Origin of the sequence: Mycobacterium sp., from assembly GCF_965277065.1 — a bacterium.
In the GTDB taxonomy this organism is placed as follows: Bacteria; Actinomycetota; Actinomycetes; order Mycobacteriales; family Mycobacteriaceae; genus Mycobacterium.
The window spans coordinates 810,387-834,378 of sequence record NZ_CBDIBT010000019.1 but is presented as its reverse complement, the minus strand read 5'-3'; the positions used below and the strand labels follow the sequence as shown (position 1 = coordinate 834,378).

General features: G+C 66.1%; 28 protein-coding genes. 24 read left to right on the top strand and 4 right to left on the bottom strand.

Features of this window, described 5'->3' with window-relative positions:
• Positions 1–6: 6 nt before the first annotated feature.
• Complete coding sequence (locus tag ACQY5A_RS21265) at positions 7–1,050, bottom strand: DUF2332 domain-containing protein (RefSeq protein ID WP_428342277.1); 1,044 nt, start codon at positions 1,048–1,050, stop codon at positions 7–9.
• Complete coding sequence (gene mftR, locus ACQY5A_RS21260) at positions 1,047–1,646, bottom strand: mycofactocin system transcriptional regulator (protein WP_428342276.1); 600 nt, start codon at positions 1,644–1,646, stop codon at positions 1,047–1,049. Before mftR ends, ACQY5A_RS21265 begins: the two co-directional genes overlap by 4 nt.
• Positions 1,647–1,748: 102 nt before the next feature.
• On the opposite strand from mftR, the gene mftA reads away from it, so the two are divergent.
• From mftA to rpsQ, 21 genes are all read left to right on the top strand, one after another.
• On the top strand, positions 1,749–1,844 hold the full coding sequence (gene mftA / locus ACQY5A_RS21255) for a mycofactocin precursor MftA (RefSeq protein WP_428342275.1): 96 nt from the start codon (positions 1,749–1,751) through the stop codon (positions 1,842–1,844).
• 2 nt (positions 1,845–1,846) lie between these two features.
• Complete coding sequence (gene mftB / locus ACQY5A_RS21250) at positions 1,847–2,176, top strand: mycofactocin biosynthesis chaperone MftB (RefSeq protein ID WP_428342274.1); 330 nt, start codon at positions 1,847–1,849, stop codon at positions 2,174–2,176.
• Positions 2,173–3,357, top strand: a complete 1,185-nt coding sequence (gene mftC / locus ACQY5A_RS21245; RefSeq protein WP_428342273.1) for a mycofactocin radical SAM maturase — start codon at positions 2,173–2,175, stop codon at positions 3,355–3,357. The genes mftB and mftC overlap by 4 nt, the downstream gene beginning before the upstream one ends.
• 2 nt (positions 3,358–3,359) lie before the next feature.
• On the top strand, positions 3,360–4,559 hold the full coding sequence (gene mftD, locus ACQY5A_RS21240) for a pre-mycofactocin synthase MftD (protein WP_428342272.1): 1,200 nt from the start codon (positions 3,360–3,362) through the stop codon (positions 4,557–4,559).
• Positions 4,560–4,687: 128 nt separating this feature from the next.
• Positions 4,688–5,431: a mycofactocin biosynthesis peptidyl-dipeptidase MftE gene (mftE, locus tag ACQY5A_RS21235; protein WP_428342271.1), complete on the top strand. Its 744-nt coding sequence runs from the start codon at positions 4,688–4,690 to the stop codon at positions 5,429–5,431.
• Entirely contained in the window at positions 5,428–6,840 is a 1,413-nt protein-coding gene (mftF, locus tag ACQY5A_RS21230; RefSeq protein WP_428342270.1) for a mycofactocin biosynthesis glycosyltransferase MftF, read from the top strand. The genes mftE and mftF overlap by 4 nt, the downstream gene beginning before the upstream one ends.
• Before the next feature lie 3 nt (positions 6,841–6,843).
• Positions 6,844–8,289 (top strand): mycofactocin dehydrogenase MftG, encoded by a 1,446-nt coding sequence (mftG, locus tag ACQY5A_RS21225; protein WP_428343272.1) that lies wholly within the window; start codon positions 6,844–6,846, stop codon positions 8,287–8,289.
• Between the two features lie 92 nt (positions 8,290–8,381).
• Complete coding sequence (locus ACQY5A_RS21220) at positions 8,382–8,993, top strand: TetR/AcrR family transcriptional regulator (RefSeq protein ID WP_428343271.1); 612 nt, start codon at positions 8,382–8,384, stop codon at positions 8,991–8,993.
• 123 nt (positions 8,994–9,116) lie between these two features.
• A complete protein-coding gene (locus tag ACQY5A_RS21215) occupies positions 9,117–10,712 on the top strand; it encodes a carboxylesterase/lipase family protein (RefSeq protein WP_428343270.1) in 1,596 nt (531 codons plus the stop codon).
• A complete protein-coding gene (locus ACQY5A_RS21210; protein WP_428342269.1) occupies positions 10,709–11,068 on the top strand; it encodes a nuclear transport factor 2 family protein in 360 nt (119 codons plus the stop codon). The genes ACQY5A_RS21215 and ACQY5A_RS21210 overlap by 4 nt, the downstream gene beginning before the upstream one ends.
• 484 nt (positions 11,069–11,552) lie before the next feature.
• Entirely contained in the window at positions 11,553–11,858 is a 306-nt protein-coding gene (gene rpsJ, locus ACQY5A_RS21205) for a 30S ribosomal protein S10 (RefSeq protein ID WP_003873519.1), read from the top strand.
• 14 nt (positions 11,859–11,872) lie between these two features.
• Positions 11,873–12,526 carry a 50S ribosomal protein L3 gene (rplC, locus tag ACQY5A_RS21200; RefSeq protein ID WP_428342268.1) on the top strand — a complete coding sequence of 218 codons (654 nt, stop codon included), beginning with the start codon at positions 11,873–11,875 and terminating at the stop codon, positions 12,524–12,526.
• On the top strand, positions 12,526–13,200 hold the full coding sequence (rplD, locus tag ACQY5A_RS21195; RefSeq protein ID WP_428342267.1) for a 50S ribosomal protein L4: 675 nt from the start codon (positions 12,526–12,528) through the stop codon (positions 13,198–13,200). The genes rplC and rplD overlap by 1 nt, the downstream gene beginning before the upstream one ends.
• Positions 13,200–13,502, top strand: coding sequence for a 50S ribosomal protein L23 (gene rplW / locus ACQY5A_RS21190; RefSeq protein WP_428342266.1), 303 nt, complete (start codon positions 13,200–13,202; stop codon positions 13,500–13,502). The genes rplD and rplW overlap by 1 nt, the downstream gene beginning before the upstream one ends.
• A 25-nt stretch (positions 13,503–13,527) precedes the next feature.
• Entirely contained in the window at positions 13,528–14,367 is an 840-nt protein-coding gene (gene rplB, locus ACQY5A_RS21185; RefSeq protein WP_428342265.1) for a 50S ribosomal protein L2, read from the top strand.
• A 21-nt stretch (positions 14,368–14,388) separates the two neighbouring features.
• Positions 14,389–14,670, top strand: a complete 282-nt coding sequence (gene rpsS, locus ACQY5A_RS21180; RefSeq protein WP_008260806.1) for a 30S ribosomal protein S19 — start codon at positions 14,389–14,391, stop codon at positions 14,668–14,670.
• Entirely contained in the window at positions 14,667–15,266 is a 600-nt protein-coding gene (gene rplV, locus ACQY5A_RS21175) for a 50S ribosomal protein L22 (protein WP_428342264.1), read from the top strand. Before rpsS ends, rplV begins: the two co-directional genes overlap by 4 nt.
• On the top strand, positions 15,266–16,108 hold the full coding sequence (rpsC, locus tag ACQY5A_RS21170; protein ID WP_428342263.1) for a 30S ribosomal protein S3: 843 nt from the start codon (positions 15,266–15,268) through the stop codon (positions 16,106–16,108). Before rplV ends, rpsC begins: the two co-directional genes overlap by 1 nt.
• Positions 16,109–16,111: 3 nt before the next feature.
• Positions 16,112–16,528 (top strand): 50S ribosomal protein L16, encoded by a 417-nt coding sequence (rplP, locus tag ACQY5A_RS21165; protein WP_285187325.1) that lies wholly within the window; start codon positions 16,112–16,114, stop codon positions 16,526–16,528.
• Entirely contained in the window at positions 16,528–16,761 is a 234-nt protein-coding gene (rpmC, locus tag ACQY5A_RS21160; protein WP_428342262.1) for a 50S ribosomal protein L29, read from the top strand. Before rplP ends, rpmC begins: the two co-directional genes overlap by 1 nt.
• Positions 16,761–17,123 (top strand): 30S ribosomal protein S17, encoded by a 363-nt coding sequence (gene rpsQ / locus ACQY5A_RS21155; protein WP_428342261.1) that lies wholly within the window; start codon positions 16,761–16,763, stop codon positions 17,121–17,123. The genes rpmC and rpsQ overlap by 1 nt, the downstream gene beginning before the upstream one ends.
• Here rpsQ and ACQY5A_RS21150 read toward each other — a convergent pair.
• Positions 17,116–18,006 (bottom strand): bile acid:sodium symporter family protein, encoded by an 891-nt coding sequence (locus ACQY5A_RS21150; RefSeq protein WP_428342260.1) that lies wholly within the window; start codon positions 18,004–18,006, stop codon positions 17,116–17,118. The genes rpsQ and ACQY5A_RS21150 overlap by 8 nt on opposite strands.
• Positions 18,007–18,130: 124 nt before the next feature.
• Here ACQY5A_RS21150 and ACQY5A_RS21145 point away from each other — a divergent pair, with 124 nt between their 5' ends.
• Together ACQY5A_RS21145 and ACQY5A_RS21140 are read left to right on the top strand one after the other, a co-directional pair.
• Positions 18,131–20,482, top strand: coding sequence for an arylsulfatase (locus ACQY5A_RS21145; protein ID WP_428342259.1), 2,352 nt, complete (start codon positions 18,131–18,133; stop codon positions 20,480–20,482).
• A 92-nt stretch (positions 20,483–20,574) separates the two neighbouring features.
• Positions 20,575–21,480, top strand: coding sequence for a formylglycine-generating enzyme family protein (locus ACQY5A_RS21140; RefSeq protein ID WP_428342258.1), 906 nt, complete (start codon positions 20,575–20,577; stop codon positions 21,478–21,480).
• Here the strand turns inward: ACQY5A_RS21140 and pstS are convergent.
• A complete protein-coding gene (gene pstS / locus ACQY5A_RS21135) occupies positions 21,454–22,551 on the bottom strand; it encodes a phosphate ABC transporter substrate-binding protein PstS (protein WP_428342257.1) in 1,098 nt (365 codons plus the stop codon). The genes ACQY5A_RS21140 and pstS overlap by 27 nt on opposite strands.
• Before the next feature lie 339 nt (positions 22,552–22,890).
• Between pstS and ACQY5A_RS21130 the strand changes: the two genes are divergently transcribed.
• Entirely contained in the window at positions 22,891–23,808 is a 918-nt protein-coding gene (locus ACQY5A_RS21130; protein WP_428342256.1) for a DUF4436 domain-containing protein, read from the top strand.
• Positions 23,809–23,992: the final 184 nt, after the last annotated feature.

Sequence of the window (23,992 nt, the reverse complement as noted above, 5' to 3'; positions counted from 1 at the left end):
CCGCAACTACTCCCAGACGACCGGCGGCCCGTGCGGCGAACACGCGGCCAGCAGTCGGTCGTCGCCCGCAGGCCAGCAACGGGCCCGCACCACGAACTCCACCTCCGCGTCAGGTGTTCGCCGGTGCGGTTCCAGCGTCAGGTGAGCGAACGGCGATTCGGATCGCGCCCGCGCGCCGATCTGCTCGATCGAGGCCTCGATGGTCGACTGCTCGGGCAGCGAAAGGTATTGCCACATAATCGAATGCCACAACACGGTGAGCGCTCCGCCCGCGAGCTTTAGGCCGGCCACGGCCTCGGTGGCATTGCGGCGATGCAGCTCTGCCGGAACCCGGCGGGCAACGCTGATCGCGCCGCGCAACCGGTCGAGGCGGGCCTGTTGGTCGGGCCACACATAACTCAGCAGCGTCAGCTCACCGTCGGTGCCGGTGGCGTCCAGCGGCGCGATGTCGTAGCCGTGACGTTCGACGATGTTCAGTGCGGCAGCCGTGGGAGGTAGTGCGCCTCGCCACGCATCGTCGATGGTGACCGGCGAATCCGGTGGACCCCACTCGCCGCCGGGATAGCGGTAGCGGTAGTGGTCGACGCGCAAATTCAGCCCCGCGCTACAGCCGATCTCGAAAAGCCGCACCGGCACACCGAATCGGTCGGACAACGTCAGCAGACCGCCGATTAGCGCGGCCGAGCGACCGACCTCGTTGGTCTGCGGCGGCTGGTCGAGAGCAGCGCGCAGGTATTCGGCGTGTTCGGCGGCGGCCTGCCCGATGTCGGGCCACGCGGCCTCGGCGTCCCACGATCCGCCAACGCTGGGATACCAGTGGCGTAGCGCCGGTGCGCGTCCCTCGAGGGCCAACCGGTGCAGCCCGCCCAGCAGCCGGAGCGGCAAAGCCATACGGCCAGAATCATTTTCGTGTCCGGCGAAGATCTGGGCGAACACACCGTCGGCCTTGACGTCGCCGGCCACCAATTCCAACAGATCGCCGTACATCGCCGAACCCATGCCCGCGCAGACCTGACCCTGCACCTGGATGGTCTGCAGCAGTCGGCTCATGGCTGACTATCCTTCAGGCCGGCGCGGACGACGTCGAAAGCGTCGCCCAGGGCTTGCGGCAGCGAGACCGACTCGTCGTCCAGCCAGTGCTCGTAGGCGCTCAATGCGACGCCGAGCATCATCCACGCGACGGTCTGCGGTCGCAGGTCGGAGGTTTTGGCACCGGTCCGATGTGCCACAAACCCCGCGATCACCTCGCGCCATCCGGCATACATCGTCATCGAATATGCCTGCAGCTCCGCTGTTTGCAGGATCACCCGCATCCGTTGCCGATGCCGGACCGTCTCGGATTCGTCGAAAGTGTTGAACGACAGCAATGCGGTCCGCAGCGCGTCGCCGAGCGGCATGTCCGGGTCGACCTCGTTCAGCAGCTCGCTCAGGTGTTGCAGGTGAGCGTCGAAGTCCCCCCAGGGAATGGCGTTCTTTGACGCGTAGTAGCGAAACACGGTCCGGCGTGCGATACCTGCGGCCGCAGCGACGTCGTCGACGCTCACCTCCGAGAACCCGCGGTCGGCGAACAGCCCGATCGCGACGCCGGAGATGTGTTCACGCGTGGTGGACCGGCGGCGGCCGACCCGCGGCTGCTGTTGCGCCATCGTCCCCACCCTTCCGTTCCGGCACTCGATGCCATATTCTGTCTGAGATTCTGATCACATCGACGCGACTTGTCGAGCCCCGCCCGAACGAAAGGCAACGTCATGGAGCCGAACCAGCAGACCGACGCAGAAACCGAGCTCGTCACCGAGGCACTGGTCGAAGAGGTGTCCATCGACGGGATGTGCGGGGTCTACTGACCGTGACCGCCCCCGCGAAGGGGCTCGATGGCCGACGTGGCGACTTCGATCCCGACCACGCCTGGCGATTGCACCCGCAAGTCGCCGTGCGGCCCGAAAGCTTCGGTGCGCTGTTGTACCACTTCGGAACTCGCAAGCTCTCGTTCCTGAAGAACCGCACCATCCTCACGGTGGTGCAATCGTTGGCCGACCACCCCGACGTCCGTGCCGCACTCCGGGCGGCCGGCGTCGAGGATTCACAGCAAGGTCCGTATTTGCATGCACTCGGCGTGCTGGCCGGCTCCAACATGTTGATACCGAGCGATATCGATGAGGGGGAGCGGCGCACATGACATCGACCGTGCCACGGCTCATAGAGCAGTTCGAACACGGGTTGGACGCGCCCATCTGCCTGACCTGGGAGCTGACCTACGCGTGCAACCTGGCGTGCGTGCACTGCCTGTCGTCGTCGGGCAAGCGCGATCCGCGTGAGCTGTCCACCCGCGACTGCAAAGACATCATCGATGAGCTGGAACGCATGCAGGTGTTCTACGTCAACATCGGTGGTGGGGAACCGACTGTGCGGCCCGATTTTTGGGAGTTGGTCGACTACGCGACCGCTCACCATGTCGGTGTGAAGTTCTCCACCAACGGTGTGCGCATCACCCCCGAGGTGGCTGACCGGCTGGCGGCCAGCGACTACGTCGACGTGCAGATCTCGCTGGACGGCGCGACGGCCGAGGTCAACGACGCGGTCCGCGGCCCCGGCTCGTTCGCGATGGCCATCCGGGCCCTGGAGAACCTGGCCGCCGCCGGGTTCGCCGATGCCAAGATCTCGGTGGTGGTGACCCGCCACAACGTCGACCAGCTCGACGAATTCGCCGCGCTGGCAAGCCGATACGGTGCCACCCTGCGGATCACCCGGCTGCGGCCTTCCGGGCGTGGCGCCGACGTCTGGGACGAGCTGCATCCAACCTCCGAGCAGCAGGTCCAGCTCTATGACTGGCTGGTCGGCAACGGTGACCGGGTGCTGACCGGCGACTCTTTCTTCCACCTGTCCGGTCTGGGCCAACCGGGCGCACTGGCCGGGCTGAACATGTGCGGTGCCGGACGGGTGGTGTGCCTGATCGACCCGATCGGCGATGTCTACGCCTGCCCGTTCGCCATTCACGACCGCTTCCTGGCCGGAAACGTGTTGTCCGACGGCGGGTTTGACAAGGTCTGGAAGGATGCCCCGCTGTTCAACGAGCTGCGCGAGCCGCAGTCCGCAGGCGCCTGTGGCAGCTGCGGGCACTACGACAGTTGTCGTGGCGGCTGCATGGCGGCCAAGTTCTTCACCGGCCTGCCGCTCGACGGCCCCGACCCGGAATGCGTCCAGGGCTATGGTGCGCCGGCACTGGCCCAGGAGCGCGACAAGCCGCGTCCGGCCGGCGACCACTCGCACGGTCGGCGTAACAGCGGGCCCGTGCCTCTGACGCTGACGATGCCGGTCCGGACGCCGCCGCAGAAAATCTGCAACGAGAGCCCGGTCTAGCCGTGGCTCGTGACCTCTGGTTCGAGACTGTTGCCATCGCCCAGCAGCGCGCGAAGAAGCGGCTGCCTAAGTCGTCCTATTCCGCGCTGGTGGCCGCCAGCGAGAAAGGGCTGACCGTCAGCGACAACGTCGAGGCGTTCGGGGAGCTGGGTTTCGCGCCGCATGTGGTCGGCGCGCTCGAGAAGCGTGATCTGTCGACAACCGTTATGGGGCAGAATATTTCGCTGCCGGTGATCATCTCGCCGACGGGCGTGCAGGCAGTCGACCCGGACGGCGAGGTGGCCGTGGCGCGGGCCGCCGCCGCACGGGGCACAGCGATGGGATTGTCGTCGTTTGCCAGCAAGCCGATCGAGGACGTGATCGCCGGCAACCCGAAGCTGTTCTTCCAGGTCTACTGGTCGGGCGGGCGTGACGTCATCGCGCAGCGCGTCGAGCGGGCCCGGCAGGCCGGCGCGGTCGGACTGATCGTGACCACCGACTGGTCGTTCTCGCACGGCCGCGACTGGGGCAGCCCGAAGATTCCCGAGCAGATGAACCTGCGCACCATGCTGCGGATGTCGCCGGAGGTGATCGTCCGGCCCGGCTGGCTGTGGAGGTTCGGCAAGACATTCCGTCCGCCGGACCTGCGGGTTCCCAACCTGGCCGGCCGCGGCGAGCTCGGTCCCCCGTTTTTTGCTGCCTACGGGGAGTGGATGTCGACCCCCCCGCCGACCTGGGCCGACATCGCCTGGCTGCGCGAACTGTGGGGCGGCCCGTTCATGCTCAAGGGCGTGATGCGGCTTGACGATGCGAAAAGGGCTGTGGACGCCGGTGTTTCGGCGATCTCGGTGTCCAACCACGGCGGCAACAACCTGGACGGGACACCGGCGTCGATTCGCGCGCTGCCCGCCGTCGCGGACGCGGTCGGCGACCAGGTCGAGGTTTTGCTGGACGGCGGCATCCGGCGAGGCAGTGATGTCGTCAAGGCGCTGGCGCTGGGCGCCCGCGCCGTGATGATCGGTCGCGCTTATCTCTGGGGTCTGGCCGCCGCCGGGCAGCCGGGCGTCGAAAACGTGCTCGATATTCTGCACAGCGGAATCGACTCAGCCTTGATGGGGCTCGGACGCGCTTCGGTCCACGACCTCAACCGCGACGACGTCCTGGTGCCCGATGGCTTCACCCGAACGCTCGGGGCGGCCTCGCCCGTGGCGGGCGGGGCGTAACCCGCCGCAGGCCCGAGACCAGCGGGTATGTTGATACTCACGTGGCAGGCGTGGCGGTGATGACCGGTTCTGGTGAACGGTCGGCCGGAAAAGTTTTTTCGAGAGCGCCAACAACCGATGCACGACAGGTGAATTCGTCTTACCATCACCGAGTGGTAGTCCAGCCCGACCTCGGGGGCTCTACGTCGAGCCAACTGCAAAGCATGCCGGTAGGGCTCGCAGTACCCGTTGGCTCCACCGAACAGCACGGCCCGCACCTGCCTCTGGACACCGACACCCGGATCGCGACAGCGGTCGCCGGCGCCGTCACGACAGGCCTGTCGGAGGACCGCGACCTGACCTGGTTGGCCGCCCCCGCGATCGCCTACGGCGCCAGCGGTGAGCACCAAAGTTTCCCCGGAACGATCTCCATCGGCACCGACGTCCTGGCCGCGCTGCTGGTGGAGTACGGCAGATCAGCGACCTGCTGGGCGCAGCGCCTGCTGTTCGTCAACGGCCACGGCGGCAACATCGCGGCGCTAAGCGAGGCCGTCGCGCAACTGCGGCGCGAGGGGCGGGACACCGCGTGGTGCCCGTGTGTCGTGGCTGGCGCCGACGCCCACGCCGGGCACGCCGAAACTTCACTATTACTGCATATTTCGCCGACGGCCGTCCGGACCGACCGGTGGCGCGCGGGCAACAGCGCGCCGTTGTCCGCGCTGCTGCCGTCGATGCGCAGCGGGGGAGTCGCCGCGGTCAGCGAGGTCGGCGTGCTGGGCGACCCGACCACCGCCACAGCAGGCGAGGGTCAGCGGATGCTGACCGAGATGATCGACGACTGCCTGCGCCGGATCCTGCGCTGGACGCCCGCAGCCGACGGGATGCTCAGATGATTCAGACGCGATTGCCCGACGGGTTTGCTGTGCAGGTCGACCGCCGGGTCAGAGTGCTGGGCCAGGGTTCGGCTTTGCTGGGTGGATCGCCCACCCGGATATTGCGGCTGGCGCCCGCCGCCCAGGACATGCTTGCCGACGGCCGGTTGAAGGTCCGCGACGCGGTGAGCGCCGAGCTGGCCCGGACGCTGCTCGACGCGACGGTAGCTCATCCACGCCCCGCGGGCGGTCCGTCACATCGCGATGTGACTATCGTTATCCCGGTGCGCGACAACGTCTCTGGATTGCGACGGCTAATTACCTCGCTGCGTGGCCTGCACATACTCATCGTGGACGACGGGTCGTCGACCCCGATTCGCAGCGAAGACTTCGCCGGGGCGCACACCGACATCGAGATTCTGCGGCACGCGCAGAGCAAGGGCCCGGCGGCGGCCCGCAATACCGGCCTCGCCGCCTGCAAGACGGGCTACGTGGCGTTCCTGGACTCCGATGTGGTCCCGCGCCGTGGCTGGCTGGAGGCGCTGCTCGGGCACTTCTGCGACCCGACCGTGGCCCTGGCCGCCCCACGGATCGTCGGGCTCGCGCAGACCGATCATCTGGTCGCCCGCTACGAGGCGGTGCGTTCGTCGTTGGATCTCGGGCACCGGGAAGCTCCGGTAATTCCGTACAGCAGCGTCTCCTATGTGCCCAGCGCCGCAATCATCTGCCGCACTGCGACATTGCGCGATATCGGTGGCTTCGACGAAACGCTGCGTTCCGGTGAAGATGTCGACTTGTGCTGGCGTCTGGTCGAGGCCGGCGCGCGACTCCGCTACGAGCCGATTGCCCAAGTGGCGCATGATCATCGGACCGAATTGCGGGATTGGGTTGCGCGTAAAGCCTTTTACGGTGGTTCGGCCGCTCCGCTGTCGGTTCGGCACCCGGACAAGATCGCGCCGCTGATGATCTCCGGCTGGGCGTTGACGGCCTGGATCCTGATGGCGTTCGGCTCGAGCTTCGGTTACCTGGCTTCGCTGTTCGTTGCTGGGCTCACCGGCCGCCGGGTTGCGAAAAACATGCAAGGCGCCGAGACCCAGATATGGGACGTCGTGACAGTGGCCGCCCGCAGCCTGTGGTCGGCGGCTCTGCAATTGGCGTCGGCGATCTGTCGGCACTACTGGCCGGTCGCACTGCTGGCTGCCATCCTGTTCCGCTCGTGCCGTCGTGTCGTCCTGGTCGCCGCCGTCGTGGACGGGGTGGTGGACTGGGCCAGTCGCCGGCAAACCGCGGACGACGACGCCCAGCCGATCGGACTGCTGACCTACCTGCTGCTCAAGCGGATCGACGACCTGGCCTACGGTCTGGGACTTTGGTACGGCGTGCTGCGGGAGCGCAACGTCGGCCCGCTCAAGCCCCAGATTCGAGTCTGAGCCCTGACCGCAGCGGCGCTGCACAGCGATGTGCTCATCGTCGGCGCCGGAAGCGCTGGATCTGTTGTGGCAAACCGGCTTTCGGCTGAACCGGGCCGCCTGGTGACCGTCCTGGAGGCCGGGCCCGGCCTGAGCGACCCGGCCCTGCGCGCCGAGACCGCCAACGGACTACGGCTGCCGATCGGCGCGGCCAGCCCGCTCGTGCAGCGCTATCAGGCGCAGCTCACCGACCGGCCGCCCCGCCAGATGTCGATCGTGCGTGGGTCCACAATCGGCGGCTCGGGCGCTGTCAACGGCGGGTACTTCTGCCGTGGTCTGCGGTGCGACTTCGACGGCTTCAAAATACCCGGCTGGGCGTGGACCGATGTTGTCGATCACTTTCGCGCGATCGAAACCGACCTGGATTTCACCGGTCCCGCGCACGGCGACTCGGGCCCGATCCAGATCCGCCGGACACCGGAAATCGTCGGCAGCACAGCAACATTCGTCGATGCGGCTCGACGTCACGGTTTCGGCTGGCTGCCGGATCTCAACGATCTGCCCGACCATGACGCACTGCCATCCGGCGTCGGCGCCGTGCCGCTCAACATCGTCGACGGTAAGAGAATCGGCCCCGGGGCGGCCTATCTGCTGCCCGCGCTGGACCGCGGCAATCTCTCGCTGCTGACCCAGACCCGCGCGGTGCGTCTGCGTATCTCGCGCGGACGCGTCATCGGCGTGGACGCGATCGGCCCAGGCGGGCCAATCGCCATGACCGCCGATCACATCGTGCTCAGCGCCGGCGCGATCGAATCCGCCCATCTCCTCATGCTTTCCGGGGTGGGCGACGCGACGGTACTGCGCGCCGCAGGAGTCGACGTGCTCGCCGCGCTGCCGGTCGGGATGGGCTGCAGCGACCATCCGGAATGGGTGCTACCGACCACTTGGGCGGTCGCCCCGGAGCGACCCGCGCTCGAGGTGGTGCTCAGCACGCCCGATGATGTCGAAATCCGACCGTATACCGGTGGCTTCGTGGCGATGGTCGGCGATGGAACGCCAGGTCACCCGGACTGGCCGCACCTCGGAGTGGCGCTGATGCGACCACTGTCCCGCGGACGGGTCACGCTCGCCTCGGCCGACCCACTCGTACCGCCGATCATCGAGCAGCGCTACGACAGCGAGCCGGCCGACATCGCCGCACTACGGGCCGGCTGTGCTCTGGCGCGCGAAATAGCCGGTCCGACAACCCAAGTCGGCGAACCGGTCTGGTCGACGTCACAGCATCTGTGTGGCACTGCCCCGATGGGGCCCGCCGGCGACCCGATCGCCGTCGTCGATCACCAGTGCCGCGTGCACGGTATCGACGGGTTGTGGGTGATCGACGGGTCGGTGCTGCCGGCGATCACCCGCCGGGGCCCACACGCCACCATTGCCATGCTGGGGCATCGGGCGGCGGAGTTCGTCGGCTGACCGCGTTTGCGTAGGCTGGTGGAGTTGGACACGAGGAGGTGGTCCACATCGCCGACAAGACCGATCCGCGCCCGGCGCGATCCCGGGCCCGGTTGCTCGAGGCCGCCACCGCCCTGCTGCGAGCGGGTGGCCCGAGCGCGGTGACCGTCGATGCCGTGACGCGTGGAGCCAACGTGGCCCGTGCCACCTTGTATCGCCACTTCCCGAGCGGAAATGACTTGTTGGCAACGGCATTCAACGGCCTTATACCGCCGCCGCCGATGCCGGCGGAAGAAGGCACCCTGCGTGATCGGCTGGTCGCGGTGGTGCTGGCATTCGGACAGTCGATTGCCGAGCGCCCCGGCATGGTGATGGCGATGAGCTGGCTGGCCCTCGGGCGTGACCTTGAGCAGTTGCCGGAATCAGATCGCAGCCGCCCCTCCGACAGCGCTGCGGTCAGCACCTTGCGTGAGCGCATCGCCCAGCAATACGCGGCCCCGTTCGACGCGATCTTCGACAGCCCGGACGCAGCCGAACTAGGCGATATCGACCGCACCCGGGCGATTGCTCTGCTGATGGGCCCGGCAGTGCTCGGCCGGCTGTCGACGCTGCCGGACTTCGACTACCGCGATTGCGCGGAGGCCGCGGTGGACGGCTTTCTGCATGTGCAGCGCACCCAGATCGACGCGCTCAACCAGACTGCTCACGAATCGGCAGGTGCCTGAAAGTATGCGGTTCAGCAAAACTCCGTGATCCCGGATTAATCGACGACCCCTTTCCGGTAATCCGTAGGCTGTTATTCCGTGCCGATCCGATCGCTTCGTCGCCGACGAGCGTGGGCCGTCCTGATGACGACGGCCCTGCTCGCGGCGGCGTGCGGGCAGGACGCCGCCGTCAGGCCGCGCAAGGCTGAACCGGCCTACGCGGGCCCGCTGGATGCCGGCGTCGTGCATACCGCGATGGGCTCGGTGCGCGGCCAGGTCGCCGCGGATTACTCTGTGTTCCAAAACATTCCGTACGCAGCGCCTCCGGTGGGGCCGTTGCGATGGCAACAGCCGCGGCCGGCGGCGCACTGGTCGGGCATGCTGGACGCCACCAAGGCCGGCCCGCAATGTATGCAAGACACCGGGCTCAAGCCGGGGGTCGGCAAGCCCACCAGCGAAAATTGTCTGACGCTCAACGTCTGGACTCCGCCCCGCGGACAACACGTCGAAAAACGTCCGGTGATGGTGTGGATCCACGGTGGGGGGTTCGTCAACGGCAGCGGCGACATCTATCACTCCCGCTGGCTGGCGGCCAAAGGCCACATCGTCGTCGTCACGATCAACTACCGGTTGGGTGCGCTGGGCTTTTTGGCTCACCCGTCACTCGGTCCGCCGGGCACGGTCGGCAACTACGGTCTCGCCGATCAGCAGGCCGCGCTGCGCTGGGTCCGCGACAACATCGCCGCGTTCGGTGGCGACCCGAACAAGGTCACCATCGCCGGCGAATCCGCCGGCGGAATGTCGGTGTGCGATCACCTGGTCGCGCCGGGGTCGGCGGGACTGTTCCGCGCGGCGATCATTCAGAGCGCGCCGTGCCAAGCGCAAGCCGATGTGGACTTCGGGCAACGGCAGAGCCTGGACTACGCGGTCGCGGCGGGCTGCCGCAACCCGGCCACCACCGCCCGGTGTCTGCGGGCTCTGCCGGCGACCCGGCTCGAACGTCCGCCCTGGTATTACTTCCTGGGGGACTCCAATGCGCTGTCCGGCCCGGTGACCGGAACGCCTGCGCTGCCGGACAATCCAATCGCTGGATTCGCTGCCGATCGGGCGGCCCGTGTTCCGGTGCTGATTGGGGTCAACCACGACGAGTACACGCTGTTCGCGGCCCTGCGGGCCTCAAGGGTGCATCGGGGGATCAGCGCTGCCGAATATCCGCGCGTACTCGGTGATACCTTCGGCGCGGACGGCGGGCCCGTGCTGGCGCGTTACCCGCCCGATCGCTATGGCGGCGACGTCTCGCTTGCCTATTCGGCTGCGGCCACCGACGGTGTGTTCGCTTGCGCCGCAGACAGAATGGCCGATTCACTGAGCCGCAATGCGCCGGTCTACGCCTACGAGTTCGACGACCCGAACGCCCCGGAGCCGGACTTCCTGCGACACGCGCCGTTCCCGGTCGGCGCCAGCCACTCCCTCGAGCTGCGGTACCTGTTCAGCATGGGCGGCACGCCGCCGCTGGACCTGGCGCAACAGGTTCTGTCCGACCAGATGATGAGCTATTGGAGCCACTTCGTCACCAACGGCGCACCGAAGGCCGCCGGCCTGCCCGACTGGCCCTCCCAAGACGGTAACCCCGACCACAACTTCTGGATGTCGTTGCGGCCCGGCGGAAGTCAGGCCGTCACGGACTTCGAAGCGGCACATCAGTGCCCGTTCTGGTCGACGCTGAAGGGCCAGTCGTGAGCATCCCTGAGCCGCACGGCTTCGCGCGCGAGTGGGCAGCGGCCTGGAACCGTCGCGATGTGGACGCCGTACTCGCGCATTTCCACGACGATGTCGTGTTCACCTCACCGGTCGCGGCCGCAATAGTGCCCGACTCAGCAGGAGTGGTACACGGCAAAGCGGCGCTGCGCGAATACTGGTGCGCCGCATTGGCGGTCGTGCCCGACCTGCGCTTCGACATCGTCGGCGTGTACGGCGGCGCGTCGGTCCTGGTGATCAATTACCGCAACCAGCGCGGCAACCTCGTGTGCGAGGTGTTGGAGTTCGACGGCCCGCTGGTGCGCCGCGGCCACGGGACGTATCTGTCGGGCAGCTAGCCGGTCGGCCTGGGCCGCCTAGCCTGGGAGAACAGCTGACGGCGGCATAAGTCCAGGTCGGACGCGTGACGGCAGGATACCTTACTCTGAAGTAAGGATGCCTGGGCGTTCATTCTGCGCTGAGGGCGTCACCTACTCGGACTTTGCCGCCCTGGACGCAGAGTCACGCGGCCATCGGCCCAGTCGGAGAGATTTGGCCGACACCGCGATCTAGGGCATACTGTTCGGGTTGCCTTGAGCCAGGTTCGCGCCTGGCCTGGCATACGACCAGCGCCCACACGGGCGCGTCCGGTCCCAATCTGGAGCGTGACCATTTTCGGTCGCGGACCAGGCTGCGTGAGGGTGACACACCCGACCGCGGGGGCCGGTGGACCAAGACAGGTAAACAGCGGCGCAACAACCGGGCGCGCGGCCTGATCGGCCAGACCGATCAAGCTATGGCGCCCGGCAGGAAACCGGGTCTCGACCTGGAGAGTGAGGAAGCGTGGCGGGACAGAAGATCCGCATCAGGCTCAAGGCCTACGACCACGAGGCCATTGATGCCTCGGCGCGCAAGATCGTCGAGACGGTTGTCCGAACGGGCGCCAGCGTGGTGGGCCCGGTGCCGTTGCCCACTGAGAAGAACGTGTACTGCGTTATTCGCTCACCGCACAAGTACAAAGACTCGCGGGAGCACTTCGAGATGCGCACTCACAAGCGCTTGATCGACATCCTTGACCCCACCCCGAAAACCGTTGACGCGCTGATGCGCATCGATCTGCCTGCCAGCGTCGACGTCAACATCCAGTAGGAGAGCTGCGAGCAATGGCGAGAAAGGGCATTCTGGGCACCAAGCTCGGTATGACGCAGGTGTTCGACGAGAACAACCGCGTCGTCCCGGTGACGGTGGTCAAAGCCGGGCCGAACGTCGTGACCCGCATCCGTACTCCGGAGGTTGACGGGTACAGCGCGGTGCAGTTGGCCTACGGCGAAATCAGTCCCCGCAAGATCAACAAGCCGCTGGCGGGTCAGTACGCCGCCGCCGGGGTCAACCCGCGCCGGCACCTGGCGGAGTTCCGTCTCGACGACGAGGGCGCTGCTGCCGACTACGAGGTCGGGCAAGAGCTGACGGCCGAGATCTTCGCTGCCGGAACCTATGTCGACGTGACCGGTACCTCAAAGGGCAAGGGCTTCGCCGGAACCATGAAGCGTCACGGCTTCAAGGGCCAGGGCGCCAGCCACGGTGCCCAGGCGGTCCACCGCCGGCCGGGCTCCATCGGCGGTTGCGCCACTCCGGCCCGTGTGTTCAAGGGCACCCGGATGGCCGGCCGCATGGGCCACGACCGGGTGACCACCCAGAACCTGCTGGTGCACTTGGTCGATGCCCAGAACGGCGTTCTGCTGATCAAAGGCGCGGTGCCCGGACGCACCGGCGGACTCGTCGTGGTTCGCAGCGCGATCAAACGAGGTGAGAAGTAATGGCTGCCGAAAAGGCTGGAAAAGCCCTCAAGATCGACGTCAAGACGCCGGCCGGTAAAACCGAAGGCTCCGTTGAGCTGCCGGCCGAGCTGTTCGACGCACCCGCGAACATTGCACTGCTGCACCAGGTGGTCACGGCCCAGTTGGCCGCCAAACGCCAGGGCACGCACTCGACCAAGACCCGCGGCGAGGTTCGCGGTGGTGGCCGTAAGCCGTACCGGCAGAAGGGCACTGGCCGCGCCCGGCAGGGCTCGACCCGCGCGCCGCAGTTCACCGGCGGTGGTGTGGTGCACGGTCCCCAGCCTCGCGACTACAGCCAGCGCACCCCGAAGAAGATGATCGCCGCAGCACTGCGGGGCGCGTTGTCGGACCGGGCCCGCAACGGCCGTATCCACGCGATCACCGAACTGGTGACGGGACAAACACCGTCGACCAAGAGCGCCAAGGTTTTCCTGGCCTCGCTGACCGAGCGCAAGCAGGTGCTGGTGGTCATCGGACGTAGCGACGAGGCCGGCCTCAAGAGCGTGCGCAACCTTCCGGGTGTGCACATCATCGCGCCGGACCAGCTCAACACCTACGACGTGCTGCACGCCGACGACGTGGTGTTCTCGGTGGAGGCGCTCAACGCCTTCATCGCTTCGAATTCCAAGACCGCTGAGGAGGTTTCGGCCTGATGGCGACCGTCACTGATCCCCGCGACATCATCCTGGCCCCGGTCATCTCGGAGAAGTCCTACGGCCTGATCGATGACAACGTGTACACGTTCCTGGTGCACCCCGACTCGAACAAGACGCAGATCAAGATCGCGGTCGAGAAGATCTTTTCGGTCAAGGTGGCCGCGGTGAACACCGCGAACCGCCAGGGCAAGCGCAAGCGCACCCGGAGCGGGTACGGACAACGGAAGAGCACCAAGCGCGCCATCGTGACGTTGGCGCCCGGCAGCAAGCCGATCGAACTGTTCGGCGCTCCGGCGTAGTCGAGGATAGAGGGACTTAACAGACATGGGAATTCGCAAGTACAAGCCGACGACTCCGGGTCGCCGCGGTGCCAGCGTCTCCGATTTCGCCGAGATCACTCGTTCGACTCCGGAGAAGTCGCTGATCAAGCCGTTGCACGGCAAAGGTGGACGTAACGCGCACGGTCGCATCACCACGCGCCACAAGGGTGGCGGCCACAAGCGGGCCTACCGGGTGATCGACTTCCGCCGCAACGACAAAGACGGCGTCAACGCGAAGGTTGCGCACATCGAGTACGACCCGAACCGCACCGCGAACATCGCGCTGCTGCACTTCTTGGACGGCGAGAAGCGCTACATCATTGCGCCGCAGGGACTTTCCCAGGGCGACGTGGTGGAGTCGGGCGCCAACGCCGACATCAAGCCGGGCAACAACCTGCCGTTGCGCAACATCCCGGCCGGTACCTTGGTCCACGCTGTGGAGCTGCGGCCGGGCGGTGGGGCCAAGATGGCTCGCTCCGCGGGCGCGAGCATTCAGCTGCTGGGCAAGGAAGGCACGTATGCCTCGCTGCGTATGCCCAGCGGTGAAATCCGTCGCGTCGACGTGCGCTGCCGCGCCACGGTGGGCGAAGTGGGTAACGCCGAGCAGGCCAACATCAACTGGGGCAAGGCCGGCCGGATGCGGTGGAAGGGCAAGCGCCCGACCGTCCGTGGTGTCGTGATGAACCCGGTCGACCACCCGCACGGTGGTGGTGAGGGTAAGACGTCCGGTGGTCGTCACCCGGTCAGCCCGTGGGGTAAGCCCGAAGGCCGTACCCGTAAGGCCAACAAGCCCAGCGACAAGCTCATCGTCCGACGCCGGCGCACCGGCAAGAAATCTCGTTAGCCGCAGCCAGGAGCAACAGATATGCCACGCAGCCTCAAGAAGGGTCCGTTCGTCGACGGCCATCTGCTCAAGAAGGTCGACACGCAGAACGAGAAGAACACCAAGCAGGTCATCAAGACCTGGTCCCGTCGTTCGACCATCATTCCCGACTTCATCGGCCACACGTTCGCCGTCCACGACGGTCGCAAACACGTGCCGGTGTTCGTCACCGAATCGATGGTGGGCCACAAACTGGGTGAGTTCGCACCGACGCGCACCTTCAAGGGACACATCAAAGACGACCGGAAGGCCAAGCGGCGATGAGCACGGCTACTGAATATCCTTCGGCGGCCGCCGTGGCGCGGTTCGTGCGGGTGTCGCCGACCAAGGCGCGCCGGGTGATCGACCTGGTACGCGGCAAGTCGGTGGCCGAAGCGCTGGACATCTTGCGCTGGGCGCCGCAGGCCGCAAGCGAGCCGGTGGCCAAGGTCATCGCGAGCGCTGCGGCCAACGCGCAGAACAACAATGGGCTCGACCCGTCGACGCTCGTGGTGGCCACGGTCTACGCCGACGGTGGCCCCACCGCCAAGCGGATCCGTCCGCGCGCCCAGGGCCGCGCGTTCCGGATCCGCAAGCGCACCAGCCACATCACCGTGATCGTGGAGAGCCGGCCGACCAAAGACGGGCGGGGCTCGCAGTCCGCGAGCGCGACCCGCGCACGTCGCGCCCAGGCCAGCAAGGCCGCGGGTACCGCACCCGCCAAGAAGACATCCGCCGCCAAGGCTCCGGTCAAGAAAGCAACGGCCGAGAAGGCGCCCGCCAAGAAGGCGTCTCCCAAGAAGACATCGGAAGCAAAGACACCCGCCGCGAAGTCCAGTGAGACTGAAGCGACTTCGGACGCGAAGGGAGGCTCGCAATAGTGGGCCAGAAAATCAATCCGCACGGCTTCCGGCTCGGCATCACGACCGACTGGAAGTCCCGGTGGTACGCGGACAAGCAGTACGCGGACTACATCAAGGAAGACGTGGCGATCCGCAAGCTGCTGTCGACCGGCTTGGAGCGCGCCGGCATCGCCGACGTCGAGATCGAGCGCACCCGCGATCGGGTCCGGGTGGACATCCACACCGCCCGTCCCGGCATCGTCATCGGTCGCCGTGGCACCGAAGCCGACCGCATCCGCGCCGACCTGGAGAAGCTGACCGGCAAGCAGGTTCAGCTCAACATCCTCGAGGTGAAAAACCCTGAGTCGACAGCACAATTGGTTGCTCAAGGTGTGGCCGAGCAGCTGAGCAACCGCGTGGCGTTCCGCCGCGCGATGCGTAAGGCCATCCAGTCAGCGATGCGCCAGCCCAACGTCAAAGGCATCCGGGTGCAGTGCTCCGGTCGTCTCGGCGGGGCGGAGATGAGCCGCTCGGAGTTCTACCGCGAAGGTCGGGTGCCGCTGCACACGCTGCGTGCCGACATCGACTACGGCCTGTATGAGGCCAAGACCACCTTTGGCCGCATCGGCGTGAAGGTATGGATTTACAAGGGCGACATCGTCGGCGGCAAGCGCGAACTGGTTGCGCCGTCGGCCGGCGCCGAGCGTCCGCGCCGTGAACGTCCGTCGGGCACCCGCCCGCGTCGTAGCGGTTCCGCGGGCACGACGGCGACCAGCACCGAGGCCGGTCGCGCCGCGTCCAGCGCCGAGGAGGCAACCGCCTCGCCGGTCGCTGTGCCGGCCGAAGCGCCCGCGGTCGAGGCGCAGAGTACGGAGAGCTAGATCATGTTGATTCCCCGCAGAGTCAAGCACCGCAAGCAGCACCACCCGCGTCAGCGCGGGATCGCCAGCGGTGGCACGTCGGTGAGCTTCGGTGACTACGGCATCCAGGCACTCGAGCATGCCTACATCACCAACCGGCAGATCGAGTCCGCTCGTATCGCCATCAACCGGCACATCAAGCGTGGCGGCAAAGTATGGATCAACATCTTCCCGGACCGCCCGCTGACCAAGAAGCCCGCCGAGACCCGAATGGGTTCAGGTAAGGGCTCGCCGGAGTGGTGGATCGCCAACGTCAAGCCGGGTCGGGTGCTCTTCGAGCTCAGCTTCCCCAACGAACAGACCGCCCGGGAAGCGCTTACCCGGGCGATCCACAAGCTGCCGATCAAGGCACGCATCATCACCCGAGAGGATCAGTTCTGATGGCAGTGGGAACTTCGCCGGGCGAACTGCGCGAGCTCGACGACAAAGAGCTGATCGAGAAGTTGCGCGAATTCAAGGAAGAGCTGTTCAACTTGCGCTTCCAGATGGCGACCGGTCAGCTCGCCAACAACCGTCGGCTCCGTGTGGTCCGGCAGGAAATCGCGCGGATCTACACCGTGCTGCGTGAACGCGAACTGGGCCTTGCCGCAGGCCCCGATGGTGAGGAATCGTAATGGCAGAGGCGAAGAAAGCAGCCCCCGCGAAGGCGGCCAAGGCCGCGCCCAAGGCTGCGGCGAAAGACGCCGGCGCCAAGGGGCCCAAGCACACTCCGGCCACCCCCAAGCCGCGCGGTCGCCGCAAGACCCGCATCGGCTACGTGGTCAGCGACAAGATGGAAAAGACCATCGTGGTCGAGCTGGAAGACCGTATGCGCCACCCGAAGTACGGCAAGATCATCCGCACCACCAAGAAGGTCAAGGTGCACGACGAGCACGGCGACGCCGGCACCGGCGACCGGGTTTCGTTGATGGAGACTCGTCCGCTGTCGGCCACCAAGCGCTGGCGGCTCGTCGAAATCCTGGAGAAGGCTAAGTAACCTCACCTGCCCGTGAGCTGGACAGCTCACGGTAGGCAGGGTCCAGTCGGCGCACCGCGAAGACAAACGTCAGCGCGATCAGCGGCCCGATGATCCCGTAAACGGTTGCGGGCATGGCTATTTCGGCATTGTTCAGTAACTGTGGGCTCAAGGCGATGCCGATCGCAACCACGGCATTGTGCAATCCGATCTCCAGGCTGATGGCGATTGCCTGCGGCGGCGCCAGCCGCATCCGGCGCGACACCAGGTATCCGACGGTCAGGCTGATCGCGCAGAAGGCTGCGACCGCTGCGCTGAGGACGCCGAAATCCTTCCACAACGTCGACTTGCCGCTGGCCATGCCGCCGACGACGGCGAGAATCAAGAGCACCGCCGCGGCGACCCTGACGAACTTCTGCAGTCGCCGGGCGAAATCCGGAAAGCGGTGACGTATCGCCACGCCGATCGCGACGGGCACCAGCACCATCGCGAACACGCCGAAAAACTTGTCGAATTGCAGTGGGATGAAACGTCCTTCGCCGAGGAACCAGGTCAGCGAGAACGCCAATATTGCCGGTATGGCGAAGATCGACAGCACTGCGTTGATGGCGGTCACCGTCAGGTTGAGCGCCAGGTCGCCGCGGGCGAGATGACTGACCACGTTGGCCAGCATTCCGCCGGGGGTAGCCGCCATCAGCATCAGACCGACCGCCAGGTTGGGCGCCAGGTGCAGCGACTCCGCGATCGCCCAGCACAGGGCGGGCAACACCAGCGACTGACACACCAGCGCGATCGCCAGTGGCCGGCGCACCGTTGCTGCTCGGCAGAAGTCGCCGATGGTGAGCGTCAACCCGAGAGCGAGCATGACCGCTCCGACGACCAACGGCAGATACCGGTTGTCCATATTTCTCCATAGCGCTGGGGACCCAACTGTACGGCGTGGGCAGCCCGTCGCGATGTTGGCCGCCAGTTCGCCGCAGCGGTGTAATCTGCATGACCCGGGGGCCGCTACGAGAGTGAGGCCGGCAATGGCTACCGAGTTCAACGGGAAGATCGAACTGGATATCCGTGATTCGGAACCAGATTGGGGCCCATTCGCTGCACCGACCGCGCCGGAGGGTGCGCCCAACGTGTTGTATCTGGTGTGGGACGACACCGGGATTGCGACCTGGGACTGTTTCGGTGGTCTGGTGGAGATGCCGGCGATGTCGCGTATCGCCGAACGGGGCGTGCGGCTGTCGCAGTTCCACACCACCGCCTTGTGTTCTCCGACCCGGGCGTCGTTGCTGACCGGTCGCAACGCCACCACCGTGGGTATGGCCACCATCGAAGAGTTCACCGACGGTTTTCCCAACTGCAACGGCCGGATCCCCTTCGAAACCGCGCTGCTGTCAGAGGCATTGGTCGAACAGGGTTACAACACCTATTGCGTCGGCAAGTGGCACCTGACCCCGCTGGAAGAGTCGAATCTGGCCGCGACAAAACGGCACTGGCCGACATCACGCGGGTTCGAACGCTTCTACGGGTTCATGGGCGGCGAGACCGACCAGTGGTATCCGGACCTGGTGTACGACAACCACCCGGTGAACCCGCCCGGCACCCCGGAAGACGGCTACCATCTGTCGAAAGACCTCGCGGACAAGTCCATTCAGTTCATTCGCGACGCCAAGGTGATCGCGCCGGACAAGCCGTGGTTCAGCTACGTGTGCCCCGGTGCGGGCCACGCGCCGCACCATGTCTTCACGGAGTGGGCCGACCGCTACGCCGGCACGTTCGATATGGGCTACGAACGGTATCGCGAGGTCGTCCTGGAAAAGCAGAAAGCAATGGGGATCGTCCCGGCGGACACCGAACTGTCGCCGGTCAACCCCTACCTCGACACCAAGGGGCCCAACGGCGAGCCGTGGCCGGTGCAGGACACCGTGCGCCCCTGGGACTCGCTGAACGACGAAGAGAACAAACTGTTCAGCCGGATGGCGGAGGTGTTCGCCGGTTTCCTGAGCTACACCGACGCCCAGATCGGCCGAATCCTGGACTATCTCGAGGAATCGGATCAGTTGGACAACACCATCATCGTGGTGATCTCCGACAACGGTGCCAGCGGTGAGGGCGGGCCGAACGGATCGGTGAACGAGGGGAAGTTCTTCAACGGCTACATCGACACCGTCGAAGAAAGCATGAAGCTCTTCGACCACCTCGGCGGCCCGGAGACCTACAACCACTACCCGATCGGGTGGGCGATGGCCTTCAACACGCCTTACAAGCTCTTCAAGAGGTACGCCTCGCATGAGGGTGGGATCGCGGACACCGCAATCGTGTCGTGGCCCAACGGAATTGCGGCCCACGGCGAGGTCCGGGACAACTACGTCAACGTCTCCGACATCACCCCGACGGTCTATGACCTGTTGAACATCGAGCCGCCGGCAACCGTACGGGGTGTACCGCAGAAGCCGCTGGACGGGGTGAGTTTCAAAGCAGCGCTGCAGGATTCGTCAGCCGACACACCGAAGAAGACTCAGTTCTACACCATGTTGGGTACCCGCGGCATCTGGCACGACGGCTGGTTCGCCAACACCGTCCACGCCGCGTCACCGGCCGGCTGGTCGCATTTCGACGCCGACCGGTGGGAACTGTTCCACATCGAGGCCGACCGCAGTCAATGTCACGACCTGGCCGGCGAACACCCGGACAAGCTCGAAGAACTGAAGGCACTGTGGTTCTCCGAGGCCGCCAAATACAACGGCCTGCCCTTGGCTGACCTCAATATATTCGAGACGCTGACACGGCCGCGGCCGCTGCTGGCCGGCGATCGGAGCAGCTACACCTACTATCCCGGCTCTGCCGATGTCGGGATAGGCGCCGCGGCCGAGATTCGGGGTCGCTCGTTCGCCGTGCTCGCCGACGTCACCGTCGACACCACCGGCGCCGAAGGTGTGCTGTTCAAGCAGGGCGGAGGTCATGGCGGACACGTGCTGTTCATCCAGGACGGACGGCTGCGTTACGTCTACAACTTCCTCGGCGAGCGTCAGCAGGAGGTCGCGTCGTCGCAGGCGGTGCCCCTGGGCCGGCACATGTTCGGCGTTCGCTACAACCGCACCGGCACCGTGGAGCACAGTCATACACCGCTTGGTGAGATCACCTTGTTCATCGACGACGCGACGGTCGGCGCGCTTGCCGATGTGCAGGCGCATCCGGGGACCTTCGGTCTGGCCGGCGCCGGCCTCACCGTCGGGCGCAACGGTGGCTCGCCGGTGTCCAGCCGCTACAAAGCACCGTTCGCGTTCACCGGCGGCACCATCGCGCAGGTGACCGTCGACCTAACCGGGCGGCCATATCAAGACGTGGAAAAGGAATTGGCGCTAGCCTTTTCGCGTGACTGAGAGGCTGTCAAGAGTGCTAGAAGACGCACCGGCGTTCGCCGCGGCGAAAACCGTGCTGATGCAGGACTTCGCTGTCGTCATACCCTGAACTCATGCCTACCGAGCTGGTCGACCTGCCACCTGGATCGTTTCGGATGGGCTCGACCAGTTTCTACCCCGAGGAAGCGCCGATTCACACGGTCAGCGTCGACCCCTTCGCCATCGAGCGCCATCCGGTGACCAACGCTCAATTCGCCGAATTCGTCGCCGCGACAAGCTATGTCACGGTCGCCGAGCAGGCCATCGATCCGGCGCTCTACCCGGGCGCCGATCCGGCCGAATTACAGCCTGGCGCAATGGTATTCCGTCCCACATCCGGCCCGGTCGACCTGCGGGACTGGCGGCAATGGTGGATCTGGGTACCGGGTGCCAGCTGGCGCCATCCGTTGGGGCCGGGCAGCGACGTCGCCGACCGGGCGGACCATCCGGTGGTGCAGGTGGCCTATCCCGACGCGGCCGCGTATGCGCGCTGGGCCGACCGGCGACTGCCGACCGAAGCCGAATGGGAGTACGCCGCGCGCGGTGGGTCCGCCACAACCTACGCGTGGGGCGAGCGGGAGAAGCCGGACGGCAAGCCGATGGCCAACACCTGGCAGGGCAGCTTTCCCTACCGCAACGATGGCTGGCCCGGCACCTCGCCGGTGGCCGCGTTTCCGCCGAACGGGTTCGGTCTCGTCGACATGATCGGCAACGTCTGGGAGTGGACGAGCACCGAGTTCTCCGCCCACCACCGACTCGATCAGCCGCCCAAGAGCTGTTGTGCGCCAACAGGAACCGCTGACCCGACCATCATGCAGACACTCAAGGGCGGTTCGCACCTGTGTGCCCCCGAGTACTGCCACCGCTACCGGCCGGCGGCGCGCTCGCCGCAGTCGCAGGACACCGCGACCACCCACATCGGATTCCGCTGTGTGAGCGATCTACTCGCCGGCTCAGCCGATCGCTTCAACCGCGGCTGACACCTTCGCCTGGAAGTCGGGCGGCAGCGGGATGTAGCCGTTCTTGTCCAGGTCGATCTGGCCGGGGCCGAGCGTCGCCTGCAGAGCGGCCTTGACCGCCAGACCCGTCTGCGAGTCAGGGTATTTCGAGCAGACGATCTCGTAGGTCGCCATCACGATCGGATAGACGTCGTCCTGGCTCGGGTTGTAGAACGACGAGAGGTCGAGCACCAGGTTGTTGCCCTTGCCGACGATCTTGGCTCCGGCGATGGTCTTGCCGACGGAGTCGGTGCCGATGCGCACGGGTCGCCTCGTCTTGCGGCTGGCCGGGGTCTTGATCTCCGCGGCGAACAGGCCTTCCTCCATGGCGAAGGACAGCTCGTTGTAGGTGATCGAGCCCTCGGTGTTCTTCACCGTCGACGAGGTGCCGTCGTTGCCCTTGGCGCCGGTTCCGACGCCGCCCTTGAATTCCTTGCCGGTGCCCTGGGTCCAGTCGCCGCCGGCGGCGGCCTGCAGGTAGGCCTGGAAGTTGGCGGTGCTGCCGGATTTGTCGCTGCGGTAGACGACCTTGATGTCCTCGGACGGCATCGATGCGTTCAGTGCGGTGATCGACGGGTCGTCCCAGCGCTTGATGCTGCCGTTGAAGATCCCGGCCAGCGTCTGCGCATCGAGCACCAGGAAGTCGACCGGAAGGTTGTAGGTGATGGCCAGCGGACCGAACACCACCGGGAGGTTCCAGGCCTCGGCGCCGCCGCAACGCTGCTTGGCGGCGTCAACCTGGTCGTCACCGAGCGGAGTGTCCGAGCCGGCGAAATCGCCCTTGCCGGCGAGGAAGTCGGTGATTCCGGCGCCGGAGCCGTTGGCCGTGTAGTTCAGGCTGTGCCCGGGGCATGACTTGCTGTAGGCGCTGACGAACCGCTTCATCGCGTTGGCCTGCGCGGTGGAACCGCTGGCGGTAATCGTCGACTTGCCGCCACAGTTCACCACCACGCTTGCGTAGGCCATGCTGGTGTGCGGAACCTCGCATCCCGACAGCACTGTGGCACCCGCGGCCAGCAAACTGACGGCAGCGGCTAGTCGTCTGTGCTTCATGTTGATTGCCTCACCCCGGACTTCGATACACCTTGTTGTGAAATACGGCTCACCTTCGAGCACGATGACCGACGTCAGATTAGCGGGTCGAGGGGCGAACTGTCCCGTCCCATGGGCGAATTCATGTTTTCCGTTAGCCTTCCTGAACTGCGCGTTACTGTCTGGTGGCCAGCGGGTGACGAGATTCGGGCGCCCTGCCCATCATCATTCTTTCGCCGCGCTTTCGGCACCTCGGTTCGCTAACGTGACGACCGTGTTGCCCCGACAGGCTGACGTCCACCGCCCCACCCGCGTCCGCTTCAGGCAAGCGGTCCCGATTTTTTCCGACGGCGGCCAGCAATGAGCGTTCAGACGCCGTCGGCGACCTCGACGGCACCACCGGAGCCGCAACGGCAGCGGCCGCGCGTCGTCATCGGGGTGGCCATCCTGATGGCCGTCCTCGCTGCCTACGGCTTGTCGCTGTTCGGCGTCCATTTACTGCAGAAGTCCGAAGGCCCGCTGCCGCCGCTGGACCTGAGCCAGGCCGGCGCCGACGAGACCGTCGTGCAGATCCGGCTCGAAGAGCTCAAGTCCACGACGAACCGCCTTACGGTCAACGTGCTCATCTATCCAGGTGAGTCACTCGAGGACAAGCGCTTCGACGAGCTGAACACCGACATCGCCGTGCGGTTGTACCCGCCGAATGACCTCGGCGATATCAAATACCCGAAAGGCAAGGCGCCGGCGCAGGTCAGCACCATGATCCAAGCGCACGGCGATCCCGGCAACTGGCCGTTCGATTCCTATCGCACCGAGCCGATTTCGGCGGACGTCTTCGTCGGGGAAGGTGCGGAACGCAAGCGGCTGCCCGCCCTCGTTCAGGTCACCGGAGCGATGGACGGTTGGGACGCAACGGTCACGCGAAACAGTGATACCAGCGAGGCCACCAGCCACAACACCAGCAATGTGGTGGTGACCCTGCACCGCGCCAAGGGGCCGCTGATCTTTGACCTGGGCATCATTCTGGTGCTGATCAGCCTGCCGACCCTGGCGCTGGTGGTGGCCATTCCGATGGCGATGGGTAGGCGAAAGTTCGTGCCGCCGTTCGCAACGTGGTACGCGGCGAACCTGTTCGCGATCGTTCCGTTGCGAAATATTCTGCCCGGCGCGCCCCCGCCGGGTTCGATGATCGACCAAGCGCTGGTGCAGTGGGTGCTACTCGCGCTGGCAACGGCGATGGCGCTGTACATCTACTCCTATATCCGGCAAGGGGATTGACCCCGCACGACTCGTGATCGGTGGGCCGCAGCCGGGACGGCCGACAGATGTGCCGGGCGTGGGTTCGGCACCGCGATGACCAGGAATTTGGCTCTGAGCAGGTCTTCCCCTAGACTCTAGGGGTTGCCGTGGGCAGACCTCGGCTGGCATTTCGATCTTTACCGTCAGCCCCGCGTGCCTTTCG

What these genes read in the sequence shown, in the direction of transcription:
- ACQY5A_RS21265 (WP_428342277.1), bottom strand. Translation starts at nt 1,050, where the DNA reads ATGAGCCGACTGCTGCAGACCATCCAGGTGCAGGGTCAGGTCTGCGCG.
- mftR (WP_428342276.1), bottom strand. Translation starts at nt 1,646, where the DNA reads ATGGCGCAACAGCAGCCGCGGGTCGGCCGCCGCCGGTCCACCACGCGT.
- mftA (WP_428342275.1), top strand. Translation starts at nt 1,749, where the DNA reads ATGGAGCCGAACCAGCAGACCGACGCAGAAACCGAGCTCGTCACCGAG.
- mftC (WP_428342273.1), top strand. Translation starts at nt 2,173, where the DNA reads ATGACATCGACCGTGCCACGGCTCATAGAGCAGTTCGAACACGGGTTG.
- mftF (WP_428342270.1), top strand. Translation starts at nt 5,428, where the DNA reads ATGATTCAGACGCGATTGCCCGACGGGTTTGCTGTGCAGGTCGACCGC.
- ACQY5A_RS21215 (WP_428343270.1), top strand. Translation starts at nt 9,117, where the DNA reads ATGACGACGGCCCTGCTCGCGGCGGCGTGCGGGCAGGACGCCGCCGTC.
- rplC (WP_428342268.1), top strand. Translation starts at nt 11,873, where the DNA reads ATGGCGAGAAAGGGCATTCTGGGCACCAAGCTCGGTATGACGCAGGTG.
- rplD (WP_428342267.1), top strand. Translation starts at nt 12,526, where the DNA reads ATGGCTGCCGAAAAGGCTGGAAAAGCCCTCAAGATCGACGTCAAGACG.
- rplW (WP_428342266.1), top strand. Translation starts at nt 13,200, where the DNA reads ATGGCGACCGTCACTGATCCCCGCGACATCATCCTGGCCCCGGTCATC.
- rplB (WP_428342265.1), top strand. Translation starts at nt 13,528, where the DNA reads ATGGGAATTCGCAAGTACAAGCCGACGACTCCGGGTCGCCGCGGTGCC.
- rpsS (WP_008260806.1), top strand. Translation starts at nt 14,389, where the DNA reads ATGCCACGCAGCCTCAAGAAGGGTCCGTTCGTCGACGGCCATCTGCTC.
- rplV (WP_428342264.1), top strand. Translation starts at nt 14,667, where the DNA reads ATGAGCACGGCTACTGAATATCCTTCGGCGGCCGCCGTGGCGCGGTTC.
- rplP (WP_285187325.1), top strand. Translation starts at nt 16,112, where the DNA reads ATGTTGATTCCCCGCAGAGTCAAGCACCGCAAGCAGCACCACCCGCGT.
- rpmC (WP_428342262.1), top strand. Translation starts at nt 16,528, where the DNA reads ATGGCAGTGGGAACTTCGCCGGGCGAACTGCGCGAGCTCGACGACAAA.
- rpsQ (WP_428342261.1), top strand. Translation starts at nt 16,761, where the DNA reads ATGGCAGAGGCGAAGAAAGCAGCCCCCGCGAAGGCGGCCAAGGCCGCG.
- ACQY5A_RS21150 (WP_428342260.1), bottom strand. Translation starts at nt 18,006, where the DNA reads ATGGACAACCGGTATCTGCCGTTGGTCGTCGGAGCGGTCATGCTCGCT.
- ACQY5A_RS21145 (WP_428342259.1), top strand. Translation starts at nt 18,131, where the DNA reads ATGGCTACCGAGTTCAACGGGAAGATCGAACTGGATATCCGTGATTCG.
- ACQY5A_RS21140 (WP_428342258.1), top strand. Translation starts at nt 20,575, where the DNA reads ATGCCTACCGAGCTGGTCGACCTGCCACCTGGATCGTTTCGGATGGGC.
- pstS (WP_428342257.1), bottom strand. Translation starts at nt 22,551, where the DNA reads ATGAAGCACAGACGACTAGCCGCTGCCGTCAGTTTGCTGGCCGCGGGT.
- ACQY5A_RS21130 (WP_428342256.1), top strand. Translation starts at nt 22,891, where the DNA reads ATGAGCGTTCAGACGCCGTCGGCGACCTCGACGGCACCACCGGAGCCG.